General features: G+C 64.2%; 16 protein-coding genes. 10 read left to right on the top strand and 6 right to left on the bottom strand.

All coding sequences use genetic code 11. The annotated features are described in order from the left end of the window. Window positions 1-67 precede the first annotated feature (67 nt). From NUV99_05980 to NUV99_06005, 6 genes are all read right to left on the bottom strand, one after another. Window positions 68-3,382, bottom strand: a complete 3,315-nt coding sequence (locus NUV99_05980) for a DUF499 domain-containing protein (GenBank protein ID MCR4419670.1) — start codon at window positions 3,380-3,382, stop codon at window positions 68-70. 6 nt (window positions 3,383-3,388) lie between these two features. Continuing rightward, window positions 3,389-4,021 (bottom strand): hypothetical protein, encoded by a 633-nt coding sequence (locus NUV99_05985; GenBank protein MCR4419671.1) that lies wholly within the window; start codon window positions 4,019-4,021, stop codon window positions 3,389-3,391. Then, entirely contained in the window at window positions 4,018-5,265 is a 1,248-nt protein-coding gene (locus tag NUV99_05990) for an AAA family ATPase (protein MCR4419672.1), read from the bottom strand. Before NUV99_05990 ends, NUV99_05985 begins: the two co-directional genes overlap by 4 nt. 68 nt (window positions 5,266-5,333) lie before the next feature. Continuing rightward, entirely contained in the window at window positions 5,334-5,756 is a 423-nt protein-coding gene (locus NUV99_05995; GenBank protein MCR4419673.1) for a hypothetical protein, read from the bottom strand. Between the two features lie 166 nt (window positions 5,757-5,922). Next, entirely contained in the window at window positions 5,923-9,111 is a 3,189-nt protein-coding gene (locus tag NUV99_06000; protein ID MCR4419674.1) for a DUF1156 domain-containing protein, read from the bottom strand. A 63-nt stretch (window positions 9,112-9,174) separates the two neighbouring features. Beyond that, window positions 9,175-12,792 carry a helicase-related protein gene (locus NUV99_06005; protein ID MCR4419675.1) on the bottom strand — a complete coding sequence of 1,206 codons (3,618 nt, stop codon included), beginning with the start codon at window positions 12,790-12,792 and terminating at the stop codon, window positions 9,175-9,177. 362 nt (window positions 12,793-13,154) lie between these two features. Here NUV99_06005 and NUV99_06010 point away from each other — a divergent pair, with 362 nt between their 5' ends. The 10 genes from NUV99_06010 to dxs all read left to right on the top strand — a co-directional run bounded on the left by NUV99_06010 (window position 13,155) and on the right by dxs (window position 21,471). Continuing rightward, window positions 13,155-13,565 carry an Asp23/Gls24 family envelope stress response protein gene (locus NUV99_06010; GenBank protein ID MCR4419676.1) on the top strand — a complete coding sequence of 137 codons (411 nt, stop codon included), beginning with the start codon at window positions 13,155-13,157 and terminating at the stop codon, window positions 13,563-13,565. A gap of 32 nt (window positions 13,566-13,597) precedes the next feature. Then, a complete protein-coding gene (gene amaP, locus NUV99_06015; GenBank protein MCR4419677.1) occupies window positions 13,598-14,131 on the top strand; it encodes an alkaline shock response membrane anchor protein AmaP in 534 nt (177 codons plus the stop codon). Window positions 14,132-14,154: 23 nt separating this feature from the next. Further along, complete coding sequence (locus tag NUV99_06020; protein MCR4419678.1) at window positions 14,155-14,361, top strand: DUF2273 domain-containing protein; 207 nt, start codon at window positions 14,155-14,157, stop codon at window positions 14,359-14,361. A 19-nt stretch (window positions 14,362-14,380) separates the two neighbouring features. Further along, window positions 14,381-14,791 carry a transcription antitermination factor NusB gene (nusB, locus tag NUV99_06025; GenBank protein MCR4419679.1) on the top strand — a complete coding sequence of 137 codons (411 nt, stop codon included), beginning with the start codon at window positions 14,381-14,383 and terminating at the stop codon, window positions 14,789-14,791. Between the two features lie 111 nt (window positions 14,792-14,902). Beyond that, the gene (gene folD, locus NUV99_06030) at window positions 14,903-15,763 is read left to right on the top strand and encodes a bifunctional methylenetetrahydrofolate dehydrogenase/methenyltetrahydrofolate cyclohydrolase FolD (protein ID MCR4419680.1); all 861 of its coding nucleotides are present in this window, start codon (window positions 14,903-14,905) and stop codon (window positions 15,761-15,763) included. Continuing rightward, window positions 15,745-16,959: an exodeoxyribonuclease VII large subunit gene (xseA, locus tag NUV99_06035; GenBank protein ID MCR4419681.1), complete on the top strand. Its 1,215-nt coding sequence runs from the start codon at window positions 15,745-15,747 to the stop codon at window positions 16,957-16,959. Before folD ends, xseA begins: the two co-directional genes overlap by 19 nt. Then, window positions 16,960-17,208 (top strand): exodeoxyribonuclease VII small subunit, encoded by a 249-nt coding sequence (xseB, locus tag NUV99_06040; GenBank protein ID MCR4419682.1) that lies wholly within the window; start codon window positions 16,960-16,962, stop codon window positions 17,206-17,208. 23 nt (window positions 17,209-17,231) lie between these two features. Beyond that, window positions 17,232-18,122 (top strand): polyprenyl synthetase family protein, encoded by an 891-nt coding sequence (locus NUV99_06045; protein ID MCR4419683.1) that lies wholly within the window; start codon window positions 17,232-17,234, stop codon window positions 18,120-18,122. Between the two features lie 818 nt (window positions 18,123-18,940). Continuing rightward, entirely contained in the window at window positions 18,941-19,519 is a 579-nt protein-coding gene (locus tag NUV99_06050) for a hypothetical protein (protein ID MCR4419684.1), read from the top strand. Then, complete coding sequence (dxs, locus tag NUV99_06055) at window positions 19,510-21,471, top strand: 1-deoxy-D-xylulose-5-phosphate synthase (protein ID MCR4419685.1); 1,962 nt, start codon at window positions 19,510-19,512, stop codon at window positions 21,469-21,471. Before NUV99_06050 ends, dxs begins: the two co-directional genes overlap by 10 nt. Window positions 21,472-21,499 lie beyond the last annotated feature (28 nt).

Here is a 21,499-nt window from a genome sequence, read left to right on the forward strand (position 1 = left end):
GGTGGCGTTGATCATACGCAGATGGAAGGGAGGTGACGGGGCCCATCACCCCCCAGGGATGGGGCGGCTACTTAAGCTGAAGGTCTTTTGCCACCCGGGCAAGCAGCCGATTGACCGTCTGGACGACTTCGTCGGACGGTGCCGAGGCGCCGCCCAATTCAACGCGCAGCCTGAAGACCAGCTCGTAACCGACCGCGGCGCTAGCCAGCTCGCCGATGATCTCGGCCAGATCCTGAAGCTGATGGGGGCGCAGCTCGGCTTCGGCCGCTTTGGAGCCCGGCTTCGGCGGCGGTGGTGAAGGAGGTGCGGGTGGCGACACTGCCTCTTCGGCGGGCACCCGCAGCCGGACATACTGCGCGTCACCGAAATCACAGGGCCAGGGGCCGGAGTCTACGGTTTTCTCGAGCAATCGGGCCTTGATGGCCCCGTCTATGGCTTCCCGTACCGTCGCCCACGGGAGGTTCCGGCCGGCTTTTTGCGCCAGAGCCCTCGCGATATCTAGCGCCGTTGCTACGGGACCCGGCCAGGCCGCCGGGAGATTAGCCGGGAGCACTGCGGTTACCGCCACCGGTGGCGGTGGGGGCCGAAGTCTGGCGTCGTCGCTCAGCAGGCCCATGGGGATATCTTCGGCCAGGAGGCTGGCCTCGCCAGCCGTCAACCACAGCTTCCCGGCCTTGACGGCCGTTACTATCGCTACGTAAACTACTGTCGGTTCGGCCTTGGGAATGACCACCGGTTCCGTATACCCTTCTCTGGACACCGACACGACATTGCCGCCCCGGAAATAGGCCACCACGTCCCGAACGGCGATCTCGGGCGGAGCAGGCCACAGGCCGGGCAGCGCGCCGGGAACCAAGAGATCAGGAGACACCGTCGACAGTTCGGCCGCCTCGGGCAAGACCAGCTCTAAAGCCGGATCGTTCAGATCCGTCTCCTGCGGCTCCTCGCGCCAGACGGTACGCACCGACCGGTCCGGACGCACGGCGCGCAAAACAAACAGCCCGTCCCTGACGCCCTGAAGCAGCGTTGCCAGGATTTCCTTCCGGCGCAACATCTTTGGCAGATGGGGGAACTGGGCGAACGCTCCTATCAGGTCCTTTACCCGCCGCGCCGTTTCTCCTTCGCGCCAGAGGTTGTAGGGGCCTTCGGGCAGGAGCGCCTCCGCGCTTATGGCCGTCTCCTGGATGCGGACGCGGGGATCAGCTTTGATAAGGTTAAAAAGAGGCTCGGTTCCCACAGTAAGCTTGTAGGCCAGAATCTCGTTCTTCTCCGAAACCGTTACCGCCAGGCAGTAGGCCTGCCGGACTGCCTCGGCGATTTTCTTTTTGGCGGCCTCAGTGTAGGCGTTCAGCAACTCGGCCCGTAACGGGTCAAGCTGCTGTCCCTTGAGCAAGTGGCGCACCTCTTCCCATCCGAGGTACTCCCGGATCCGGTCGCGGGCGATCTCCAGTCCCTCCCGCGAAGGCACCGCCAACACCACGGCGTTGCGGTAGACCCGCGGCCGGTCGGGACCGGTGGTTTCTTCGATGAAGCGCTTGGCCTCAACTGAGGGATTGCCGGCGGTGGAGGCGGCTTTGGGCCCCAGGACGGCGTAGTGGAACTCGCCGTCGTCCTCGATCTCTCTGGGGCGTTGGGGAAGAAGATGCACCCTGGCGCCGGCCGCCGAGGCCCCGGCGGTCAGGCTCTTAAGACTGCCGATGGCCTCAATGAGCTTGGCCTCAATCAGTTCGGCGGATACCCGCCGGCAGGCTTCGCTGTGCATCTGCCGCAGGTTGGGCTTCGAACCCAACCGCCAGGTCCTAGGCAGGGCCTGGTGGCCATCACCGCCCGTTTCGGCTTCACTCAGAGCTTCTTCATCAAGGAACCAGGAAACCTCGGCCCAACGCCCGAGCGCCTTTTCCAACTCGATCTTGTCCGGGCGCGTGTGGCCGAGAAGGAGGAAAAGCTCGCGGGTGAGTGCTTTCTGGCCGATGGGCTGCGAGTGGATAAAAGTGGCCATCACGGCCTGCTCGACCTCGCGGAACTTAAGCCCCGGGGTTTCGGCCTGAATTGCCCGGGCCTTGGCCAGCTCTCCTTCCAGGATGCCCGCCCATTCCTGCCGCTTTCCCTCATACTCCTCGCTGGCGGCCACGGTGGTCAGTTCTCTGGCGGCCGCCGAGATTTCCCCCTCACCCGGAGCGCTCAGGAAGACATTGGCCGCGATGAGCGGGCAGTGGTCCCATTTCTCGGCCTCCCGCAGGGCCAGGGCAAAGGTCCGCAGCACGCCGCGTGCCCGCTGAAAGCCTTCCAGCTGGGTCCATTTCCCGTAGAAAACCTCGGTTAAGTCCGGGTGGAAGGGGAAACTGCGCAGGAACCGATCCTCGGCCGCCCTGCCGTCCTTTTTCGTCTGGTCGTCCAGTGCCGTAATACCCTTGAGGGCGGCCACCACGTGCGGGCGAAAGGCCTCCCGGTCGCGAATGGATTCCGCCGTAAACAGACGCCGCCGCAGCACCTCCGCCACATCTTCCTTCACTACGGGCTGAACGCCCTCTTCCTGCTCCCGCCGGAAGACGTCGTACAACTCCTTGGCGATTTCCTTCCCGAGGGCGTCACTCTTCTTGGGATCGCTCGCCAGGAGGGAAACTACCACCGCGCACCGCTCTACTTTCGTGGCCGCCTGGGTTAAATACTGGAAGAAATTCTGCAGCCGGCCGCGCCAAACCGGCTGAAGCCCGATCTTCTCGCGGGCGTACATGAGCACCTCGTCCATGAGGATGAGGGTGCCGAGCCCCTCCCGGCCGGGGAGAGCAAAAAGGTCTCTTAAAAGATTCTCCGCCGGGGCGCTCTCCCGTTCGGCCTCCTTGCCGTCAGGGTGCAGGAGGCGCAGGCCCTCCGTCCCGGCTATCTGCCAGGCCAGCACGCTCCACGGGTGCCTGAGCCACCGGGGCTGCCCGTCCGGCGCCTTGATTTCCATCCCCTTTTCCACGTCGAGCTTATCGAAGGGCAGGCAGGCTACCCGCGCTTTGGGCGGAGTAATGCCGGCGTGTTCGATAAACTCTCTTACTGCAGGCAGGTCCGGCAGTCCTGCCGGGTTGGAAACCAGGTGGTAGAGGGTGATCAGGGTGTGCGTCTTGCCGCCCCCGTAGGTGAGCTCCAACTGGCGCACGGCCTTCTCGTTTTTCCCGGCCAGGCGGACCAGCACGTCTTTGGCCAGCTCGCGCAGGTTGAAGGTCGGGTAGGTCAGGGCGAAAAACTCGGCCGGGTCCTGGTAAACCGGTTTGGCCCGGCCCATGACCACGTCGTACAGGTCGGCCGCAAAAACGGCCAGCGACAGCTCTCCCGATCTGATATCCTCGCGCAGTTCAACTACCTGGTGCCACGGCGTCCAGGGGAACTTAATCATTTCCTTTCACCTGCCGAACCATTTCTGCATTACCGCCTTAAACTTTAAAAAAGCCGGGTCCGTACAACGTTCAAAGCTTACCCGTTGCGCAAGCAGCTTGTATATGCCGGAAGACCGAGGCTTTCTTACCTGGCGCAAGACCTGTTCAACCGCACGTTTTGGGTCAACAGGCTTTCGACCATACTTGGGCCACAATCCTATGGCGGTTAACCACTTTCGCAGGTCACTCATGCCCGGTTCCCACCCCAAACAGCTAGCTACTGCAGGCGAATCGCTCCACACCCAGACCTCCAGTTCCGGGTCTATTACTACGGCGGCGGCGCGGTCACCCCAGCCGGAGACGGAAAGGTTGTTTTCGACAATACCTTCTATAGTCTCGCGCCTCTCACTCTCCTGCCCGCAGCCGACCCTATCAAACATTACCAGCGCGTGTTTGTAGCTGTTAGTCATCGGTCTTAGAAAATCATGACTTCTCTTGTAACAACCCGGATCACGCTCGATGTGGGTGAAGATACTTGAGCTAATCTCTCGTATACCCAGAGCCTGCGGCCGACTCAGAATCCCTGTAACAGCAGCTTCCGTATTCCTGTCCGGTACAAGGATGACAAGGTCAATGAGGTCAGAAGACGCCTGCGTCACCCTAATACCCCTCCGGCAAAGAGTACCCCCAGATTGGTTTCACCGCGCCAGTGCCTGAGAGCAGGATGTTCACTGCCCCGTACTATGTCGGTGGCTCCCTCGTCGTCCCTGGCAAAGCAAAGGACATGGGAAGGATCGGCTATGCCGAGGATCACCGGGGAATGAGTGGCCAGGAGTATTTGGGCCCCGTAGACCGAGGATAGGGACTGGAAGGCAACCTCGATGGCTCGGGGGTGGATACCGTTCTCCGGCTCCTCAATCAGATAGATGCCGGAAAGGTCGGGTATGTAGGCCAGCAGGGTCAGCGCCAGCAAGCGCAGCGTGCCGTCGGAGACCATCCACGAGGGCACCTCGAGCCCACCCCGGTAGCGCACTACCAGATAGCGGTGGCGGTCCTCGGGCCGCTCCACGGTGTGGATATCCTCTATATCCGGCAGGGCAGTCTGCAAGTGGAGAATCCAATCCCTGAAGCGGGAAGGGTGTTTCTTGGCCAAGGTCTCAATCACCCACGGCAGATTGGAGCCGTCGGGGCGGAAACCCCTCGGCTGCCCCGGCGGACTCGGCTTTCTCATCAGCAGACTGTTGAGGATAAGCCGTTGTACCCCGTCCATCAAAGTCGCTTTGAGCCAGGTTGATACCGGGAACCTCGATTCGTCCTCCGGAAGATTCGCCAAGGCCGACCTTCTTGGTCCCAGCCGGAACGAGTGATCCCAGCCCTTGCCAGTCTCGTCGTAGAAGTTATCGTTGCCTCCTCTTACTTTGTTAACCACCGTTCTGGCATCTCGCCGTTGCTTCGGCGTTAAGATCGTCTGGGGCGGCCTAACCGGAGCCGGAAACAGCTCTCTTTGGCGAATAGACTCGGCCGTCGATCTCAGGAGAATGACTTTCTCGGCAAGGATGGCCAACTCATCTACGCCCGCGTCGCTCCCTATAGCCACCTCGTATCGGCACAGGTCGTAGCTTCGGTCTTTAATCATTTTCAGCCGATCCTCGGGGATTTCCAGTTCAACGGCAAGCTCGAAAGCCCGGCCCCTGCGCTGCCAAATCAGATCGCGTAGGTCCGAAGTACGCTGCTCTATAGCGTTTTCCAGACCGAGAGACAATAGGTCACCTAGAAAGGCCACAACGTCAAGGAAGGTAGTCTTGCCGCTGGCGTTCGGCCCCACCAAGACGTTGAAAGGATGCAACCCCTGGCGTATATAGCGCAGGCAACGGAAGTTCAGGGCCTCTATGCGTCGGATCATCGACTAAAGTATCCCCCATAACTAAAGTATTACGTTCGCGGCGTCCCGAAATCCAGGCGCCTCCTTGTTTACCAGAGGAACAGGCTGGCGCAGTAGATTAGGACCAGAACCGCAATCGAACCGTAAAACCAGCCTAAGGTTACAGAGAACATAATCCTGAACGGCGACTGTACTTCAGTCCGGAAGCGGTAAGCGTTCATATCAAAGAGGTACTCGTCGGTGTTCCACCTATTCTTAACCACCCAGTCGTAAAGTTTCCGGTACATTCTCTCCTGCCAGAGGAAGTAAGCGTCCAGAAACCAGAAGACCAGCAGAGGAATGAAAGCGATAAGAGCCTGGATTTCGGTGCCCCGCAGCAGCAGGGTGACGACCACCAGGGTTACGGCCCAACCCTTGATGAGAAGGGAGCTGTAGGCCATGCGTTTGATGATATCCTGGATTACCTCAATTTCCTTGAGCAGGCAGCCCTTCCGGTCTTCCTCCGTGATCACCCGCACCACCCCCTAGCACCTATTATACCATTCAATTCCTTCTTACTCCGATTGTCGTTTGCTCCGGCCGGCCGCCGGGGCCGTCTCTCCGGCCGGGCCCAGGGTCCCGGCCAAAGGCCTGTATCGGGGCCACCGCCCTCCCCCGGGCCGCCCTTGCGCCCGCCGTTTAAGGGAAAAGGCGCGGTTGTTTCTCCGGGGCGATGCCCCGCGCGGCCACATGGTTGCTGATGCTCTCTAACAGGGAACGCTCCTCGCTGCCGGGCGGGGCGAGTTCGATTAAGGCCTGGAGGAGCTGGTAGAAGAGGCGGTGGCGGCGCAGACCCCGGTGGTCCAGGTACTCGTCCACCTTCACCACGTCGCCCGTCTTCCAGAGGCGCATCAGCCGGTGCACCTGGTCGATGAGCGGCGCCGGGCGGCCCTCGGCGTCCAGGCCCAGGGTCTTGCGAAGGCGCTTTTGCCAGGGTTTGAGCCGGACCTTGCTGCCGGTGCCTCCCGTGATCTCGCCCTCTTCTGCCTCCGCGGCCTCTTCTTCCTGCTCTTCGCGCTGCTCCTGACCGCCGGTGCGAACCAGAAGGTCGTACTGGTCGACGAGTTCCCGGTCTGAAAGGCCGCAGGAAACGGCGTAGAGGATGCAGGCCCCGGCGGGAACGTCCTCCAAGCCAAAATCGTGGCGGTGCAGTAGGTAGTAGGTAGTAACGTCGTCTAAACCCCCGGCCCCCTCCACGCCGCCGTTACGGGAGAGCACCCGGCCGACGACGAAATCCACCACCAGCCGGCGGACGGCCCGCAGAAACTCGGAAACGGTCATGACCTGGCCGGGCTCGTTCGCCTTTTTGACCACCGGGTGTTGGCTGTAAGCCTCCAGCGCCGGGCCGGTGGCCGCCCAGACGAAGTCCGGCCCCCGGATGCCGGCGTCCCAGAACTCCCGCAGCCGGGTGTGAATTCTCTCCTGCATCTCCTCCAGCACCCGGTTGTCCCAGCCGGGGCGGGCGGCTTCCGGGCGCTTCTTGCAGACCAGCCAGACGGAGGAGGCGAGCGCCGCCGAGGAGAGGGCGCGGGTGCGGTTGCCCATCTCCGTCTGGATGGGCCAGCTCGCGACGACAACAAACCCGGCCCGGATGAGGGCCGAGACCAGAGTTTCCCAGGCGTCCGGGTGCTTGTGGGCGAAGACTACGACCAGCCGCCCTTCGGGCTTCAGGGCCCGGTAGCAGGCCTGGAAGGCGCGAAACATCCCCTCTTCGTAGGCCGCCCTGGATTTTTGTTTGTCGCCGCCGAAGCGGCTGGCGTCGTCGATCAGCTCCCCGTCGTTTTTTTCATGGTTCCACTTCGGGGAGAGCGGCTGCTGAAAGGCGGCGTCTATTTCGGGCGACAAACCGTGCAGCGTCCGCCGCAGCCAGACGTAGAAGAAGTCCATCAGGTCGGAGTAGGGGATGGCGTCGTAGTAAGGGGGGTCGGTAAGTACAAGATCGATATTATTACCTGTTAACAACGTCGCAGAAGCCATGGCAACATGGGGGGCTTGCGGCGATAAGGGCGCCCTAATGACGTGCAGGACATACCGAAAAACCCAGTCGAGTCCGCTACAATAGTCACCGGTTGCCCCTGACAAGACATTGACTTCGCTAAAGTCCCATTTAATAGGCAGAGCGAAGCGTTGAAAGGTGTGGGTAATATATTCCCCATTGGGATCCCAGTTGCACACATTACTGTCATAGTCGGCCAAACGATTTATTGCCAAACCCAGATACGCCCCCACCGCCTCGACCCACTCCGGCGGGTAGCCGGCCTCGCGCATGGCGTCGCGGGCGGCGCGGGTATGTTTGACGAAGGTGCCCAGGGCCAGGAGCTGGCGGGGGGTGAAGAGCCTGGCCCATTGGTCGAAGCCGTATCCGTCAACCGAGAACGCCCTGCTCGCGCCGCTCCCGCCCTTGGGCGTGGGCTCTTCCGGCAGCCCGAACGGGACCTCCGCAAAAACCCGGGCGAGTTCCCTCTCCGCTTCCTGCGCCAGACGTACCTCCTCCGCCGTCGGCAGGCGGTACTCCTTGCCGTTCGGCCCGTCCACCACCACGGCGGTCATCACCGCCCCTAACCGGCCTGCTCGCCCTTCGAGGCGTATATCCTCCATGGTCATAATAGTCCCGCAGCTGGGGCAGGTCGCCCCGGAGCGGGACATGGTGCCGGCGCCGATCTTCCGGTCGTGCTCCCGCCTTTGCGCGGCGTTGCCGCCGACCACGGGCACGTCCTTCTGAACCCCGAAGACCACGCCGGTCCTATCGGCGCTGGGCTCCATGGTGAGCACCACGCGCTTGTTGTCCTTTTTGCAGAGCCAGCGGGTTTTCAAAAGCGGCACCGTGGCCCGGCAGTTCTTGCACGGCACCGTCCGCGCCCAGAGGTAGGCCACCGTGGGCTTGGGCACCCAGCGGGGGTGGCGCGGGTCCCGGAGGTATTCCTCCGTAAACTCCGCGTTCAGGGCCTCAAGGTCCGGCGAACCGTCCTCTTTAACCGGCACCGGCCGGGGCGCGCGCTTCTCCAAAGGACGGCCGTCCGGCTTCAGCGGCTCGAAGTCGGCGTAGACCGGGTAGAAGCGGGCCAATTCCCGGCGCGCCTGCTCCAGCACCCATCTGCCCCAGGCGCGCACGTGCCAGGAGAGATCGGCCTCCGGCACCGGGAGTTCCCCGGCTTCTAGCCGGGTCCGCAGAGTCTCCAGATCGAGTTGCCCCTCCTCGGGCCGCCCCCGGCCGACAGTTCCCGGGTGGGCCTGGTAAAAGGCTTCCATGAAATCCCGGTCGGATAAAATGAACTCCGGCAGCGGCCTTTTCTGCCCGGCCAGCTTCTGAGGATATTCCAGGGTGCACTTGAGGATGAACCAGGCCACCGGGTTGATGTCGATGGCGGTTACTTCGCAGCCCAGCCGCATGGCTTCCAGCGGTATCGACCCGCCGCCGGCGAAGGGGTCCAGCACCCTCGGTGGTTTGCCGCCGTAGGCCGTTTTGATCTCCTCGCGGAACCAGCCCAGCGCCGGGCCGTTCTCCCGCCCCCAGTGCAGGATGCCTCCTTCGGTTTCTTCCTTGATGCGCTCGATGACCCTGCCCCCGGGCAGCTTCTTCTTTTCCACCTTCCGCACCACCCGGCCCGCCAGCCTTTCGAGAATTCGGCGGCGCTCCTCCGGGGTGCCCGGATCGGGCAGCAGCGTGGCGATCAACACCGCCCGGCAGGCCGCCAGCGGCCTCCGCGCCGGCCAGATGTGCAGCGTGGAGATGTGCCCGTGCCGCACGTTCTTCTCGTGCACCGCATCCAGCGAGGCCTGCTTCAGCGGGAAAGCCTGCTCGATAAGACGCGGGAAGTCATTACCCACGATCATTTCCTCCGTGTGCGCTTAGACGTTTTCACCGTTCGGGCCAAGTGGTGCCCACGCCTCCTACGTTTCCGCCGCCTCAAAAATTTCCTGTTCGCCTATGACCACGCCGCCTTGGCGCCGCGCCAGGAGCTTGCCGAAGGGGTCCTGCACGCGCAGGAGGCGCGGGTGGGCACTGGCGCAGTCGTAGACCACGTAGAGCCAGTAGCGGTGGCGCAGGTTGCAGGCCCGGCCCCACTCGTTCTCCGAAAGCTCTATGTCGCCGATGCCGGCCCGGCCCTTGACCTCGATGGCCCGCTCCTCGCCGCCGGGGTGGCGCGATAGAAGATCGAAACCGGGGTAGGCCTCCAGACCGGCACGCACGGCCAGTTCCGGAGCCGAAACATCCCGGACGGCACAGCCGCGGCTCTCCTCGTAGCCCCAGGCCACCCGGACGGCGATCCGCTCGATCTCCCGGTCGTAGCGCGCCCTGTCTTCCGGATCGTAAGAGGGCACCACCAGAGCGTGGGCCACAAATCGCGCCTCGCCGGGAACGATCAGCTCCGGCTCCCGCCGCAGCACCGCCAGGGACCGCTCCATCCGGTCGGCGAGTTCCCGCTGCTGCTTCTTAACCCTGGTCAGTTCCCCCTTGGCCGCCGCCTCGCCCGCCGCGGCCCGCTCGGCAAGGCGGGCCCGCCTCCAGGCGAGTTCCGCTTCCCGGTAAGCGTAGCCCCGGCGGATGAAGTCCTCCCGTTCGGCCAGGGTGCCGAGCAGTGTCTGCCTGTGGGTGGCGGCCACGGCTTCGGCAATCCGCTCCCGAACGAAGTTCTTCGCCTGCTCGCAGGCCGCGGCGAGGGTGGAAACCAGCGGGATGGCCGCCGGAGGGATGGTTGACGCGCCGCGCAATAACATGAGGTGTTCCACCGGGCACTCCGCGATGCTTCCGGTCTCGTCCTGCCGCAGCGCCACCAAACGCGTCTCCACCAGTTCTTCCCGGCCGAAAACCTCAGGCAGCGCCGGATCGGCCTGCCGTATAACCCTGACGAGCGCCACGTGGAAGAAGTAGGGGCGCTCCGCATAAGGATCCACGAAGACGCCGCCCCGCCGCGCCCCCGCCGCGAACCGGGCGCGCACCAGCGAACAGTAACGGTCAAAGAGCGGTTCGCCGGGGTGCAGGAAGATGGCCGGCTCGCCCTCCGGCGGCTTGTAAACGGTCAGCCGCTCCCACCTTGCGGGAGCGTAACTTTCCAGGACCGGCCATAAGGGGTCGAGCGCCCCCGGCTTGAGGGGCCGGAAGGAGAAATAGCCCTCCGGGTCGCCCTCGAGGCCGATATCTAAGAGCGGAGCCGACTTCTCGAGGAAGCGGCGGACGTACCCCGGCAGCAGCCGCCGCAAGGTCTCGCGCTCCAGTTTGGCTTGTTCTTCGGGCAGATGCCGGGCGATATCCCCGCCGGTGCCGAGGAGCTTTTCCCGCTGCGCCAGCCGCGCCCTGACCTGCTCCGGCGTAAGGCGGCCCTCAACCTGTCGGACGGCCTCCTCGGTCTCTTCGTCCACCACCGCCTGCAGAATCAACTCTTTTAGCGAAACCCCTTCGAACTGCAGGCCGATAACGTCAAAAACCTTATCCGAGCCGAGTTCGCGGCGGATCTGCTCCAACTTCTCCAGCAGCGTTTTCAGCACCCTGCCCTCCCGGGTCTTCCCCGCCACCAGGTTGAAGATTAGCACCGGGTCGTGCCTCTGCTTGTAGCGGTGGACGCGTCCCATGCGCTGCTCCAGCCGCGCCGGGTTCCACGGCAGGTCGTAATTCACCATCAGCCAGCAGAACTGGAGGTTGATCCCTTCCCCGGCGGCATCGGTGGCGACCATGAGGTTGGCGCCGCCTTCCCGGTTCGGCCGCCGGAAGAAGGCCACCTGCGCCTCGCGCTCCTGGTAGTCCATGCCGCCGTGGATGTGGGCCACCCTTCCCGTGTAGCCCAGGCCTTCCAGGCGCCGAACCAGGTAATCGAGGGTGTCTCGGTGCTCGGTGAAGATCAGGATCTTTTCGTCCTGGAAACGCTCGTCCTGCACCACCTCGCGCAGTTTTTCGAACTTGGACTCCTCTCCGGAGGCCAGCACCCGCCGCGCCAGGCCGAGTAAGTGGGAAACCTCTCCCCGCTCCGCTTGCAGCTCGGCCAGCGAGGTGGCAACCACCCCGGTGAGGGCCTGGTCCTCGGCTACCTCGTTCTGCTCGCGGCCTTCCTGGGGTTCCTCTTCGTCGGCGGTCATGCGGTCAAGGACGTCGGGCGTCTTGTCTAGTTTCCGCTGGTAGGCAGCGAGCTGCTCCTCCGTAAGCCGGCCGCTCTGGATATCCTCGATCAGCCCGTCCAGTTTCTCCAGACGCCGCTCCAGAGACCGCAACAGCGCCCACGTGGAACTCGCCAGCCGGCGCTGGAAGATGCTCATGGCCAGGCGGGCGGCCGAACGGTTTAAGATGCGGGCGCGACTATAATAGGTGCGGATGTAACTGGTGGTCGCCTCGTAGAGCTGCTGCTCGGCCGGTCCCAGGTCATAGCTCAAGGTGCGGGATTCCCGCTTGGGGTAAATCGGCGTGCCGTCGAACCGCACCATTTCTTCCTTGGTCCGCCGGAGAAAATGGCGCCGCCGCGCCGGTTCCGGGTAGGCGTTGAAGGCGTCCACGGTAGGCAGTATCTCCGGTTCCAGCAGCCGCCACAGGCAGAAGTAGGGGAAGTCCTTGCCCATGTGGGGCGTGGCGGTGAGCAGGAGCAGGTGGTGGCACCGCCAGGGTAGCATCCAGTCGGGGTCGTCCGAGGCCCCCGCGATGGCTTCGGCCAGGCGGTAGCGGTCGGTCTTCCGCACCGTGAAATCCGGATTGCGGTCGGCCGCAAGCTTATGGGCCTCATCGAAAACGACCAGATCGTAGGGCTCCACGCCGGGCTCGCCCAGCCGACTGAAGGTGGGCGGGCCGGCGAGCGTGTCCAGGCTGACGATGACCAGGTCGCCCTCCGGCCCGGTGAAGGGGTTGCCGGCGCGCGCCTCGGCACCGGTCACTATTTTAAACGGAAGGCTGAAAAGGGTGCGCAGTTCCCTTTGCCAGTTCCCCACCAGTCCCGCCGGAGGCACGATCAGGACGCGCCGGATCAGCCGCCGGGCGAGCATCTCGCGGATGTAGAGACCGGTCATGATGGTCTTGCCCGCCCCGGCATCGTCGGCCAGCAAGAACCGCAGCCTGGGCTGGGGGAGCATATGTTCGTACACGGCGAGGCGCTGGTGCGGCAAAGGGTCGATCCGGGAGGTTTCGGTGGCGAAGGCCGGGCTGAAAAGGTGGCCGTAGGTCAGACGCTCGGCCTCCACGGCCAGGCGGACGATTTCCGACGGGGCGGAGAAGTCCATCGGGCCCGGCATCGGCTCCGGCGGCGCGGCCGACGGCCGGTAGGTGGCCCGGTCTTCGGCGGCCAACGCGGCGTCGGTTGGTAGACCGCTGCCGCCGGGGAGCGCCGGTTTGTGTAACCCCTCAAGACCTTCCATTTCCAGGCGCAGGATCTGAGCCCAGGCCAGGCGGTTGGGACGGGCCTGCCCGTTTTCCCAGCGGTTGACGGACGCAAAGGAAACGCCCAGAAGTTCCGCCAGGCGCTTCTGGCTCAGACCCAGCTTGGCCCGTAGGCGCCGGATCCGGTCTGGGTAGTCGTGGGGGATGAATCGCACTTTGCTCCTCCGTTTTAGACTTATCCGACTAGGGAATCGCTGCCATAATGGTAAACCATCGCGTGCCTGGTGTCAAGGCTATAGCAAGTGCGATGTAGATTAGGACGTGCCCTCTCGCCCAGGGGGAAAGTACCCGCACCGTCTACTGCCACCGGTGCGCGGGAACCCAAAGCCACCAGCACCCGGAGCGCGGCGCCCGAGCGCAAGCATCGTCGGCGAGGTGACCGGTACGAACGGGGTGACCCGGGACCGCCCCAAGGCAAACTGGGGATACGCCAGCGCAAGTTCTGGTTGTCCGTGGATGGAGGGTTCTGGTATAATAGCCCCGCAGGTGGAGTAAACCAACCTGGGGGAGGAAAAACATGGGCCAGAATAACGCGGTGGGGGTTGCTCACAACGTGGAGACGGATTTGGGCTCCATACGTATTGCCGACGAAGTGGTAGCGGTGGTGGCCGGCCTGGCGGCGACCGAGGTCCCGGGAGTTGCCGGCATGAGCGGGGGTATCGCCGGCGGAATCGCCGAGATGCTGGGCCGGAAGAACCTGGCCAAGGGCGTTAAGGTGGAGGTAGGAGAGAAAGAGGCGGCCATCGACCTTTTTGCGGTGGTGCACTACGGGGTACGCATCCCCGATGTGGCCCTGGAGATCCAGCAGAAGGTCAAGGAAGCGGTAGAGCGGATGACCGGGCTCAAGGTCATCGAGGTAAACGTGCACGTTCAGGGGGTGGCCTTTGCGCCCGAGGAAGAAGAGGAAGAAACCCGCCGCGTGCGCTAGGCGCCGGGTATTTGTGAAGAAGGAGCGGGGTCATGGGACTCTTTGAGCGGGCAATCGCGGTGCTTTATACGCTGGTCCTGGCGCTGGCGGCGGTCATCCTGGCGGCCACGGCTGCAGGCTGGCAGGATCCGGTGCTCTACTGGAACCGGCTGATGGCTTCCGGCCAGGAACGCTGGATAGTCGGGGTGCTGGCGCTGGCCGTAGCCCTGGTCGGGCTGCGTGCCCTAATAGGAATGCTCGGTACCCGGGAACCGGAGCAGACGCTGGTGCAGAGTACCCCCGCCGGGGAGGTATACATCAGCCTTTCCGCCTTAGAGCACATGGTAGCCCGGACCGGCCGGCAGGTGCGGGGGATAAGGGAGGTCCGGCCCCGGGTCAGGGTCACACCGACTGGGGTGGCCGTCCGTGTAGAGGCCATGGTCAACCCGGACGTTTCAGTTCCTCAGGTCACGGCCGAGTTGCAGGAGAAGGTGCGGCGGCAGATAGAAGAGTTGGTCGGGGTGCAGGTGCTGGAAGTTAAGGTGCTGGTGGAAAGCGTGCTGCGTGAGCGCACGCGCGTTCGCTAGCCGAAAGGACCGGGTGATAGGGCGTGGACTGGGATTACTGGCGCCGCCACCCCGGCCGAGTGAGCGGGCTGGCGGCCGGAATGCTCTTCGGCATTCTTACCGTGGCGTTGGGATTCTGGGAAGCGGTTTTCGTGTTCTTCTGCGCCGGCGTAGGGTACCTTCTGGCCTGGCACCTTGAACCTTACGGCGGTCTGTACGGCTTTCTTACCCATATCTTGCGGCGGCGCTAGAGGAGGAGACCTGGCCCTCTTGAGCAGACGACTGGCCCGGCAGAAAGCTTTTCAGGTTCTTTTCCAGATTGACGTGGGACGAACCGAACCCGAGCTGGCCTGGCAGCAGGTCCTTCAGGGGAGCAGGCTGGCGGGGGATAATCTCGAATACGCCCGTTCGCTGGTGCAGGGGGCCCTGGATCACCTGGAAGAGATAGACGGGCTGATCAGTCGGCACTCTTTCGACTGGCGGCTGGAACGCATGGGCAACGTGGATCGGAACGTGCTCCGCCTGGGAGTGTACGAGTTACTGTACTGTCCGGATCTGCCTGCCAGCGTGGTCATCAACGAGGCCATAGAATTGGCCAAGCTCTACCATGACGAGGAGGCGGGGCGCTTCGTAAACGGCATACTCGACGCAATAAACAAGGCCCACCGGTCCAACGAATAGACTGCAGGCAAAGTTGGGGTCTGCAGGGTTCGGCAGCGGCCCGGCAGGAGTCGCGGGAAGGCATTACGAATGTTTATCAAAAGTTCTTAGTGAGGAGGGCGGGGCTGGTTTATGGCCGCACAACTCATCGACGGCAAGAAGATCGCGGCGGAGATAAGGGCGGAAATCCGGGCGGAGGTGGAGGAACTCCGCCGCCGGGGGCTGGAGCCCGGGCTCGCAGTAGTGCTGGTGGGAGACAATCCCGCCTCCCAGATCTACGTCAACAACAAGCACAAAGCCTGCGGAGAGCTGGGCATCTACTCCGAGGTTCACCACCTGCCTGCCGAAACCGCCCAAGGGGAACTGGTGGGCCTTATCGAACGGCTTAATTCCGACCCCAAGATACACGGCATTTTGGTGCAGCTGCCGCTTCCGGAGCACATCAACGAGAAGGCGGTGATCGATGCCATCAGCCCCGCCAAGGACGTGGACGGCTTTGGTCCGGCCAACGTGGGCAACCTGGTAATCGGTGAGGACTGCTTCTATCCCTGCACGCCTCACGGGATACTGGTCATGCTGGACAAGATCGGCGTGGACCCCAAAGGCAAGCGGGCGGTAGTGGTGGGCCGCAGCAACATCGTGGGCAAACCCGTAGCCATGATGCTTCTGCACCGCCACGCTACCGTGACCATATGCCACAGCCGGACTCCGGACCTGGCCGCCGAGTGCCGGCAGGCAGACATTCTGGTGGTGGCGGTAGGCCGGCCGCGCATGATCAGCGGTGACATGGTGAAGGAAGGCGCGGTGGTGATCGACGTGGGGGTTAACCGCCTGGAAAACGGAAAGGTCGTGGGAGACGTGGACTTTGCCGGCGCCTCCGAGAAGGCAGGCTGGATTACCCCGGTTCCGGGAGGCGTGGGCCCCATGACCATCACCATGCTGATGAAGAATACGGTGGAGGCGGCCAAACGCCAGTGGAGCCGCGGGTCCTGACCGTTTCCGAACTCACCGCCTACCTGCGGGAGCTGCTGGCCGGGGATCCGGTGCTGGCCGACGTTTGGGTACGAGGGGAGATAAACAACTTCCGCCACCATTCCTCCGGTCACATGTACTTCTCCCTCCAGGACGGGGGAGCGGTGCTGCGGTGCGTGATGTTCCGCGCCCAGAACGGGCGCCTTTCTTTTCGCCCGGCCAACGGCCTGGAGGTGATAGCCCGGGGCTACGTGGCCGTATACCCGCGGGACGGTCAATACCAGCTCTACGTCCGGGAGATGTGGCCGGGGGCGCTGGGCAGTATCTTCTTATCCCTGCAGCAGCTAAAGGAGAAGCTGGCCAAAGAGGGCCTGTTTGCCGAGGAGCGCAAGCGGCCGCTCCCGCTCCTTCCCCGGCGGGTGGGGGTGGTTACCTCTCGCGACGGTGCCGCCCTGCGGGATATAATCAGCGTGATCGGGCGCCGCTGCCCGGCGATACAGATCGTAGTGGCCCCGGTACTGGTTCAGGGAGCGGGGGCGCCCCAGAGTATTGCCCGGGCCATACGGCTTCTGAATGATTACGCAGCCGTCGACGTGCTTATTGTGGGGCGGGGCGGGGGTTCGGGAGAGGATCTGGCCGCCTTCAACACCGAGGAGGTGGCGCGGGCCATTTACGCTTCCCGCGTGCCGGTAGTGGCGGCGGTTGGCCACGAGATCGACTATACCATTGCCGACCTGGTGGCCGACCGGCGCGCGCCCACGCCCTCGGCGGCGGCGGAGATGGTGGCCCCCCTGCGTTCCGAACTCCTCCGCCAGCTGGCCAACCTTCAGGCCCGCATGGAGGCCGCCTGCCGGCGCCGGCTGCAGGCGGGTGCCCAGCGCCTGGAGCTCCTGTCCAGCCGGCCCTGCCTGGCGCGGCCCCACCTGCATTTGGACCGCTTCCGCCAGCACCTGGACGAGTGCGCGGCGGGGCTGGAGAGGGGTTTCACCGCCCTCCTGGAGGGCCTGGACCGGGAGGTGGCTGTCCTGGCGGCGAAGCTCGACAACCTCAGCCCCCTGTCCGTGTTGCGGCGGGGTTACAGCGTTTGCCGGCAGGAGGGGAGAATAGTCCGCCGGGCCGGGGAGGTGGCTTTGGCCAGCCGGGTAGAAGTGGTCCTTTACCAGGGCCGGCTGGTGTGCCGGGTAGAGGAGAAGGGTGAAGAGGGGGAGCAGGAGTAATTGGAGGCATCATCCCTGAGCTTTGAGGAGGCCCTCAAGCGTCTGGAGGCCATAGTGCGGCGGCTGGAAGCCGGAGAACTCTCTTTGGAGGAGGCCCTGACCGGCTTCGAGGAAGGCGTGCAGCTGGTGCGCTTCTGCCGGGAAAGGCTGGCCGCGGCGGAAGAGAGGCTGCAGTGGCTGGTGGAATTGGCCAACGGCACGGCCGAGTGCCGGCCCGGGGAAGGGGAGGAGCCGGGTCCCGGGCTCTAGAGGGTCAGAAGGAAGGGAAGACTTTGGGTCTGGTCGGCTATCTGGAGGACAAGCGCCGCCTGGTGGACGCCGCCCTGGATCGGTATCTGCCGGCGGAAACGGTCTACCCGCCGCGCATTCACCAGGCCATGCGCTACAGCGTGTTCGCCGGCGGCAAGCGTCTCCGGCCCCTGCTGGTGCTCATGGCCGCCGAGGCGGCCGGGGGCGATGAGGAGAAGGCCGTTCCCGCCGCCTGCGCGGTGGAAATGGTGCATACCTATTCTTTGATCCACGATGATCTGCCGGCCATGGACGATGATGACCTGCGCCGAGGAAGACCTACCTGTCACCGGGCGTTTGACGAGGCCACGGCGATCCTCGCGGGTGACGCGCTGTTGACGCATGCCTTCTGGCTCCTGGCGTCCGAGCTTCCCCGCCTGGGGGTTCCCGCGGCCACGATCGTAAAGGTAGTGGAGGAACTGGCGGAAGCGGCGGGCGTGCGGGGCCTTATTGCCGGACAGGTGGTGGACCTGGCGGCCGAGGGCCGCGAGGTGGACGAGCAGGAGTTGCTGTACATCCATCGCCACAAGACGGCAGCGCTGTTTGTGACCAGCCTGCGTATAGGAGGGCGGCTGGGCGGGGCGGGAGAGCCGGAGCTATCGGCGTTGACCGCCTTCGGAGAGAGCCTGGGGTTGGCATTTCAAATCATAGATGATATACTGGATGTGACGGGAGAGACCTCTAAGTTGGGTAAACGGCCCGGGTCGGATGTGCGACGGGAAAAGGCCACTTTTCCCCGACTCTTCGGCCTGGAAGGAGCCCGGCGCCGGGGCGAGGAGGCTACGCGGCAGGCGTTGTCGGCCATAGAGCCGCTGGGGGCGGGAGGGCGGCGATTGCGCGAACTCGCGCTGTACTTGCTGGCCCGCGACCGGTAGGCGCAGCGAATTCGCCTGTAGGCGCAGGTACGGTATGAAACGCACGTATCCGAACACGCGAGGGCGGGCTTAACCCGGAAGCGGGCCCATCGGCCGGCGGGGAGGTTCGCCTTTCGGCGTTTGTGGGGGTGGCTGAGGCCGTTTCCGGGCGATCGTGCGAGGTCTTCCTCCCGGGCGGAAACGAGTGTCTTCACCCGGTAGGTGGTGCAGTATTCTAGTCAGAATGGCTTCTTCTGAAGGCGGGCCTAAAAATCCGCCAAGGGCACAGCGATGAAGCTTCTGGTGCTGGCCGCCGACGCCCAGTTGGGGGCTGGTGCTGGGAGACTAGGGGGCCGGGCAGCCCGCAAAGGCATGCGGGTGCCGTCCCGACCCCCGCGGAGACCTGAGTGCGTGGTCTGCGGGCTACGGCTCAGGACAGAAACCTGCATGTCGGTGCGACGGGTGCTGGCTGCAGTGTAGCCTGCCCTGAGTGGCACGGGCGGATGTTGGCGATGACCCGCCGGAGCTGTTGGCCGCAGGTCCGGTTCGGTAGCGGCTGAAACCCGCGCTGCAAAAGGGGCTAGGGAGAAGCCGGACTGTCGGGGAAAGCTCCTAGACTGTCTACCGCTAGGGTAGGGCCCGGCCGGGATTAAAGTGTGCTCTAAGTGGCAATCTAGCCCTGCCTCGGGTGACCGGGCAGTGCGGTCCTTAAAGGGAAACCGCCGGGCCGGCGACGACCGGTGGACCGCAGGGAAAGCCTGCTAGACCTCAAGGCGCAACGTTTACCGGCCGGGCTACCACCTACCGCAGGTTTTTGGAGGAATCGGGGTGAGAACCGGGTGGCCAAATCGGGTGTTTCGGGCCGCAGGGCATTGCTGATCGGGGGCGGTGCCTTTTTTTTGGCCGTGTTGGTGGCCGGCGGTTCTCAGACCCTGCTGGAGCGTCTGACCATTCTACCTTTGACCTTTGTTCTTCTCGTAGCCATTATCCTTACCGGCATCCTTTTTGATATAATTGGCGTGGCGGCAACCGCGGCGCGGGAAACCGGCTTCCACGCCAAGGCCGCCCGGCGGGTGGCCGGAGCCCGGCAGGCCCTATACCTGGTTCGCAACGCCCATCACGTGGCCAGTTTTTGTAACGACATAGTCGGAGACATATGCGCCACCCTCAGCGGGGCCATGGGAGCGGCCATCGTGTTTCGCCTGGTGGGCCCGGCGGATACCCTGGCGGGCTGGTGGGCGGGCATCTTGATGACTGCGGTCATATCCGGGCTGACCATTGGGGGCAAAGCCTGGTCCAAAGGCTTGGCCATCGGCCGTGCGGAGGAGATCACCTTTGAGGTGGGTCGCCTGTTGTACTGGCTCCAGCAGGCGGTGACCGCTTTTAGAGGGCAGAAAGGAAAGCGAAAATGTACCTAGAGCAGATAGACGGTCCCGAAGATCTAAAGCGGCTTGCTACCGAGCAGTTGGTGCATCTGGCTCGGGAAATCCGGGAGGAACTGGTGCGGATCGTGGCCGCCAACGGCGGCCACCTGGCTCCCAACCTGGGTGTGGTAGAGCTGACCCTGGCCCTGCACCGGGTTTTCGATTCCCCCCGGGATAAGATAATCTGGGACGTGGGCCACCAGTGCTACGTGCACAAACTGGTCACCGGCAGGCGCCGGCAGTTTGCCAGCCTCCGCCGCTACGGAGGGCTGTCAGGCTTCCCTAAACGGGAGGAGAGCCCCCACGATCCCTTCAATACCGGCCACAGTAGCACCTCCATTTCCGCCGCCCTGGGGCTGGCCCTGGCCCGGGACCTGGCGGGAGAAGATTACGAGGTGGTGGCGGTCATCGGGGATGGAGCCATGACTGCGGGAATGGCTTACGAGGCTCTGAACCACGCCGGCCACCTGCAAACCCACCTGATTGTGGTGCTTAACGATAACGAGCGCTCGATAGGGCACAGCGTGGGGGCGATGGCCGCCTACCTGGGTCGGCTGCGGGCCAGCAGCACCTATGCCCGGAGCAAGAAGCGGTTCGAACAGCTCATGCGCTCCTGGTCGCCGGCCGGCCCGAAGGTGCTGAGGGCGGCGGAGAGACTCAAGGATAGTCTGAAACACCTCCTGGTACCGGGAATGGTCTTCGAAGAATTGGGCTTCACCTATCTGGGCCCCGTGGACGGCCACGACCTCACCGCCCTACAGGAAGTCCTCTCGTGGGCGCGGAAGCTTGAAGGTCCGGTACTGGTACACGTCCTTACCAAGAAAGGCAAGGGGTATCAGCCGGCGGAGGAAAATCCGGACGTCTTCCACGGGATCGGACCGTTCGACGCGCAAAGCGGGCGGCTGCAGGAGAAGACCCCGTTTCCGTCCTACACCGCCGTATTCGGGCGGACGCTGGTGCGGCTGGCCGAGCAGGACTCCCGCGTGGTGGCCATCACCGCGGCCATGGCCAGCGGCACCGGACTGGAGGATTTTGCCCGCCGGTTTCCCCGAAGGTTCTTCGACGTGGGCATCGCCGAGCAGCACGCGGTCACTCTGGCCGCCGGTTTGGCTGCGGCCGGGCTAAAGCCGGTAGTGGCCGTTTACTCGACCTTTCTCCAGAGAGCCTACGATCAGGTAGTGCACGATGTCTGCCTGCAGCGGTTGCCGGTGGTGCTGGCCCTGGATCGGGCCGGGCTCGTCGGGGAGGACGGCGAGACCCACCAGGGGACCTTCGACCTGGCCTATCTGCGGCACGTACCTCACCTCACCGTCATGGTACCCAAGGACGAGGACGAATTGCAGCACCTGCTGTGTACTGCCTTGCAGCTCGATGGGCCGGCGGCCCTGCGTTATCCGCGGGGGCGAGGGCGGGGAGTGAATCTGGCTTCGGAACCCTGGCCGCTGCCGGTGGGCCGGGGAGAGGTGCTGCGGGAGGGCCGGCACCTGGTAGTCCTGGCGGTCGGCCCGCCGGTTTACGAGGCCCTGGCGGCGGCCGAGTTGCTGGCCAGGAAGGGCATAGAGACCACGGTGATCAACGCCCGCTTTGTCAAACCGCTGGACCGAGAAATGATCGTGAGGCAGGTGAAGCGAGCGGGATACCTGCTCACGGTGGAGGAGCACGTGCTGGCCGGGGGCTTCGGCAGTGCGGTGCTGGAGCTGTTGGCCGCAGAAGGAGTAAGACCTGCGGCGGTGCGCTGTCTGGGCATACCGGATTGTTTCGTGGGGCACGGGGGGCCGGAGCAACTGCGGGCGGAACTGGGCCTGGACGCCCGGGGAATCGCCCGGGCGGCGGAAGCTTTGCTGCGCTCGGAGTACGCCGCCGCCAAGTGGGTTGGGACACCCCGAGGGAGAACCAGGACTGGCGGGAGGGCAAACCAGCACTGCCCCGAGACAAACTGGGGATAACTCAGTTAGGTCAACCGAGACCTGGTCC

The sequence above is a fragment of the Clostridia bacterium genome (assembly GCA_024653205.1).
Classification (GTDB): domain Bacteria; phylum Bacillota; class DSM-521; order Neomoorellales; family SLTJ01; genus JANLFO01.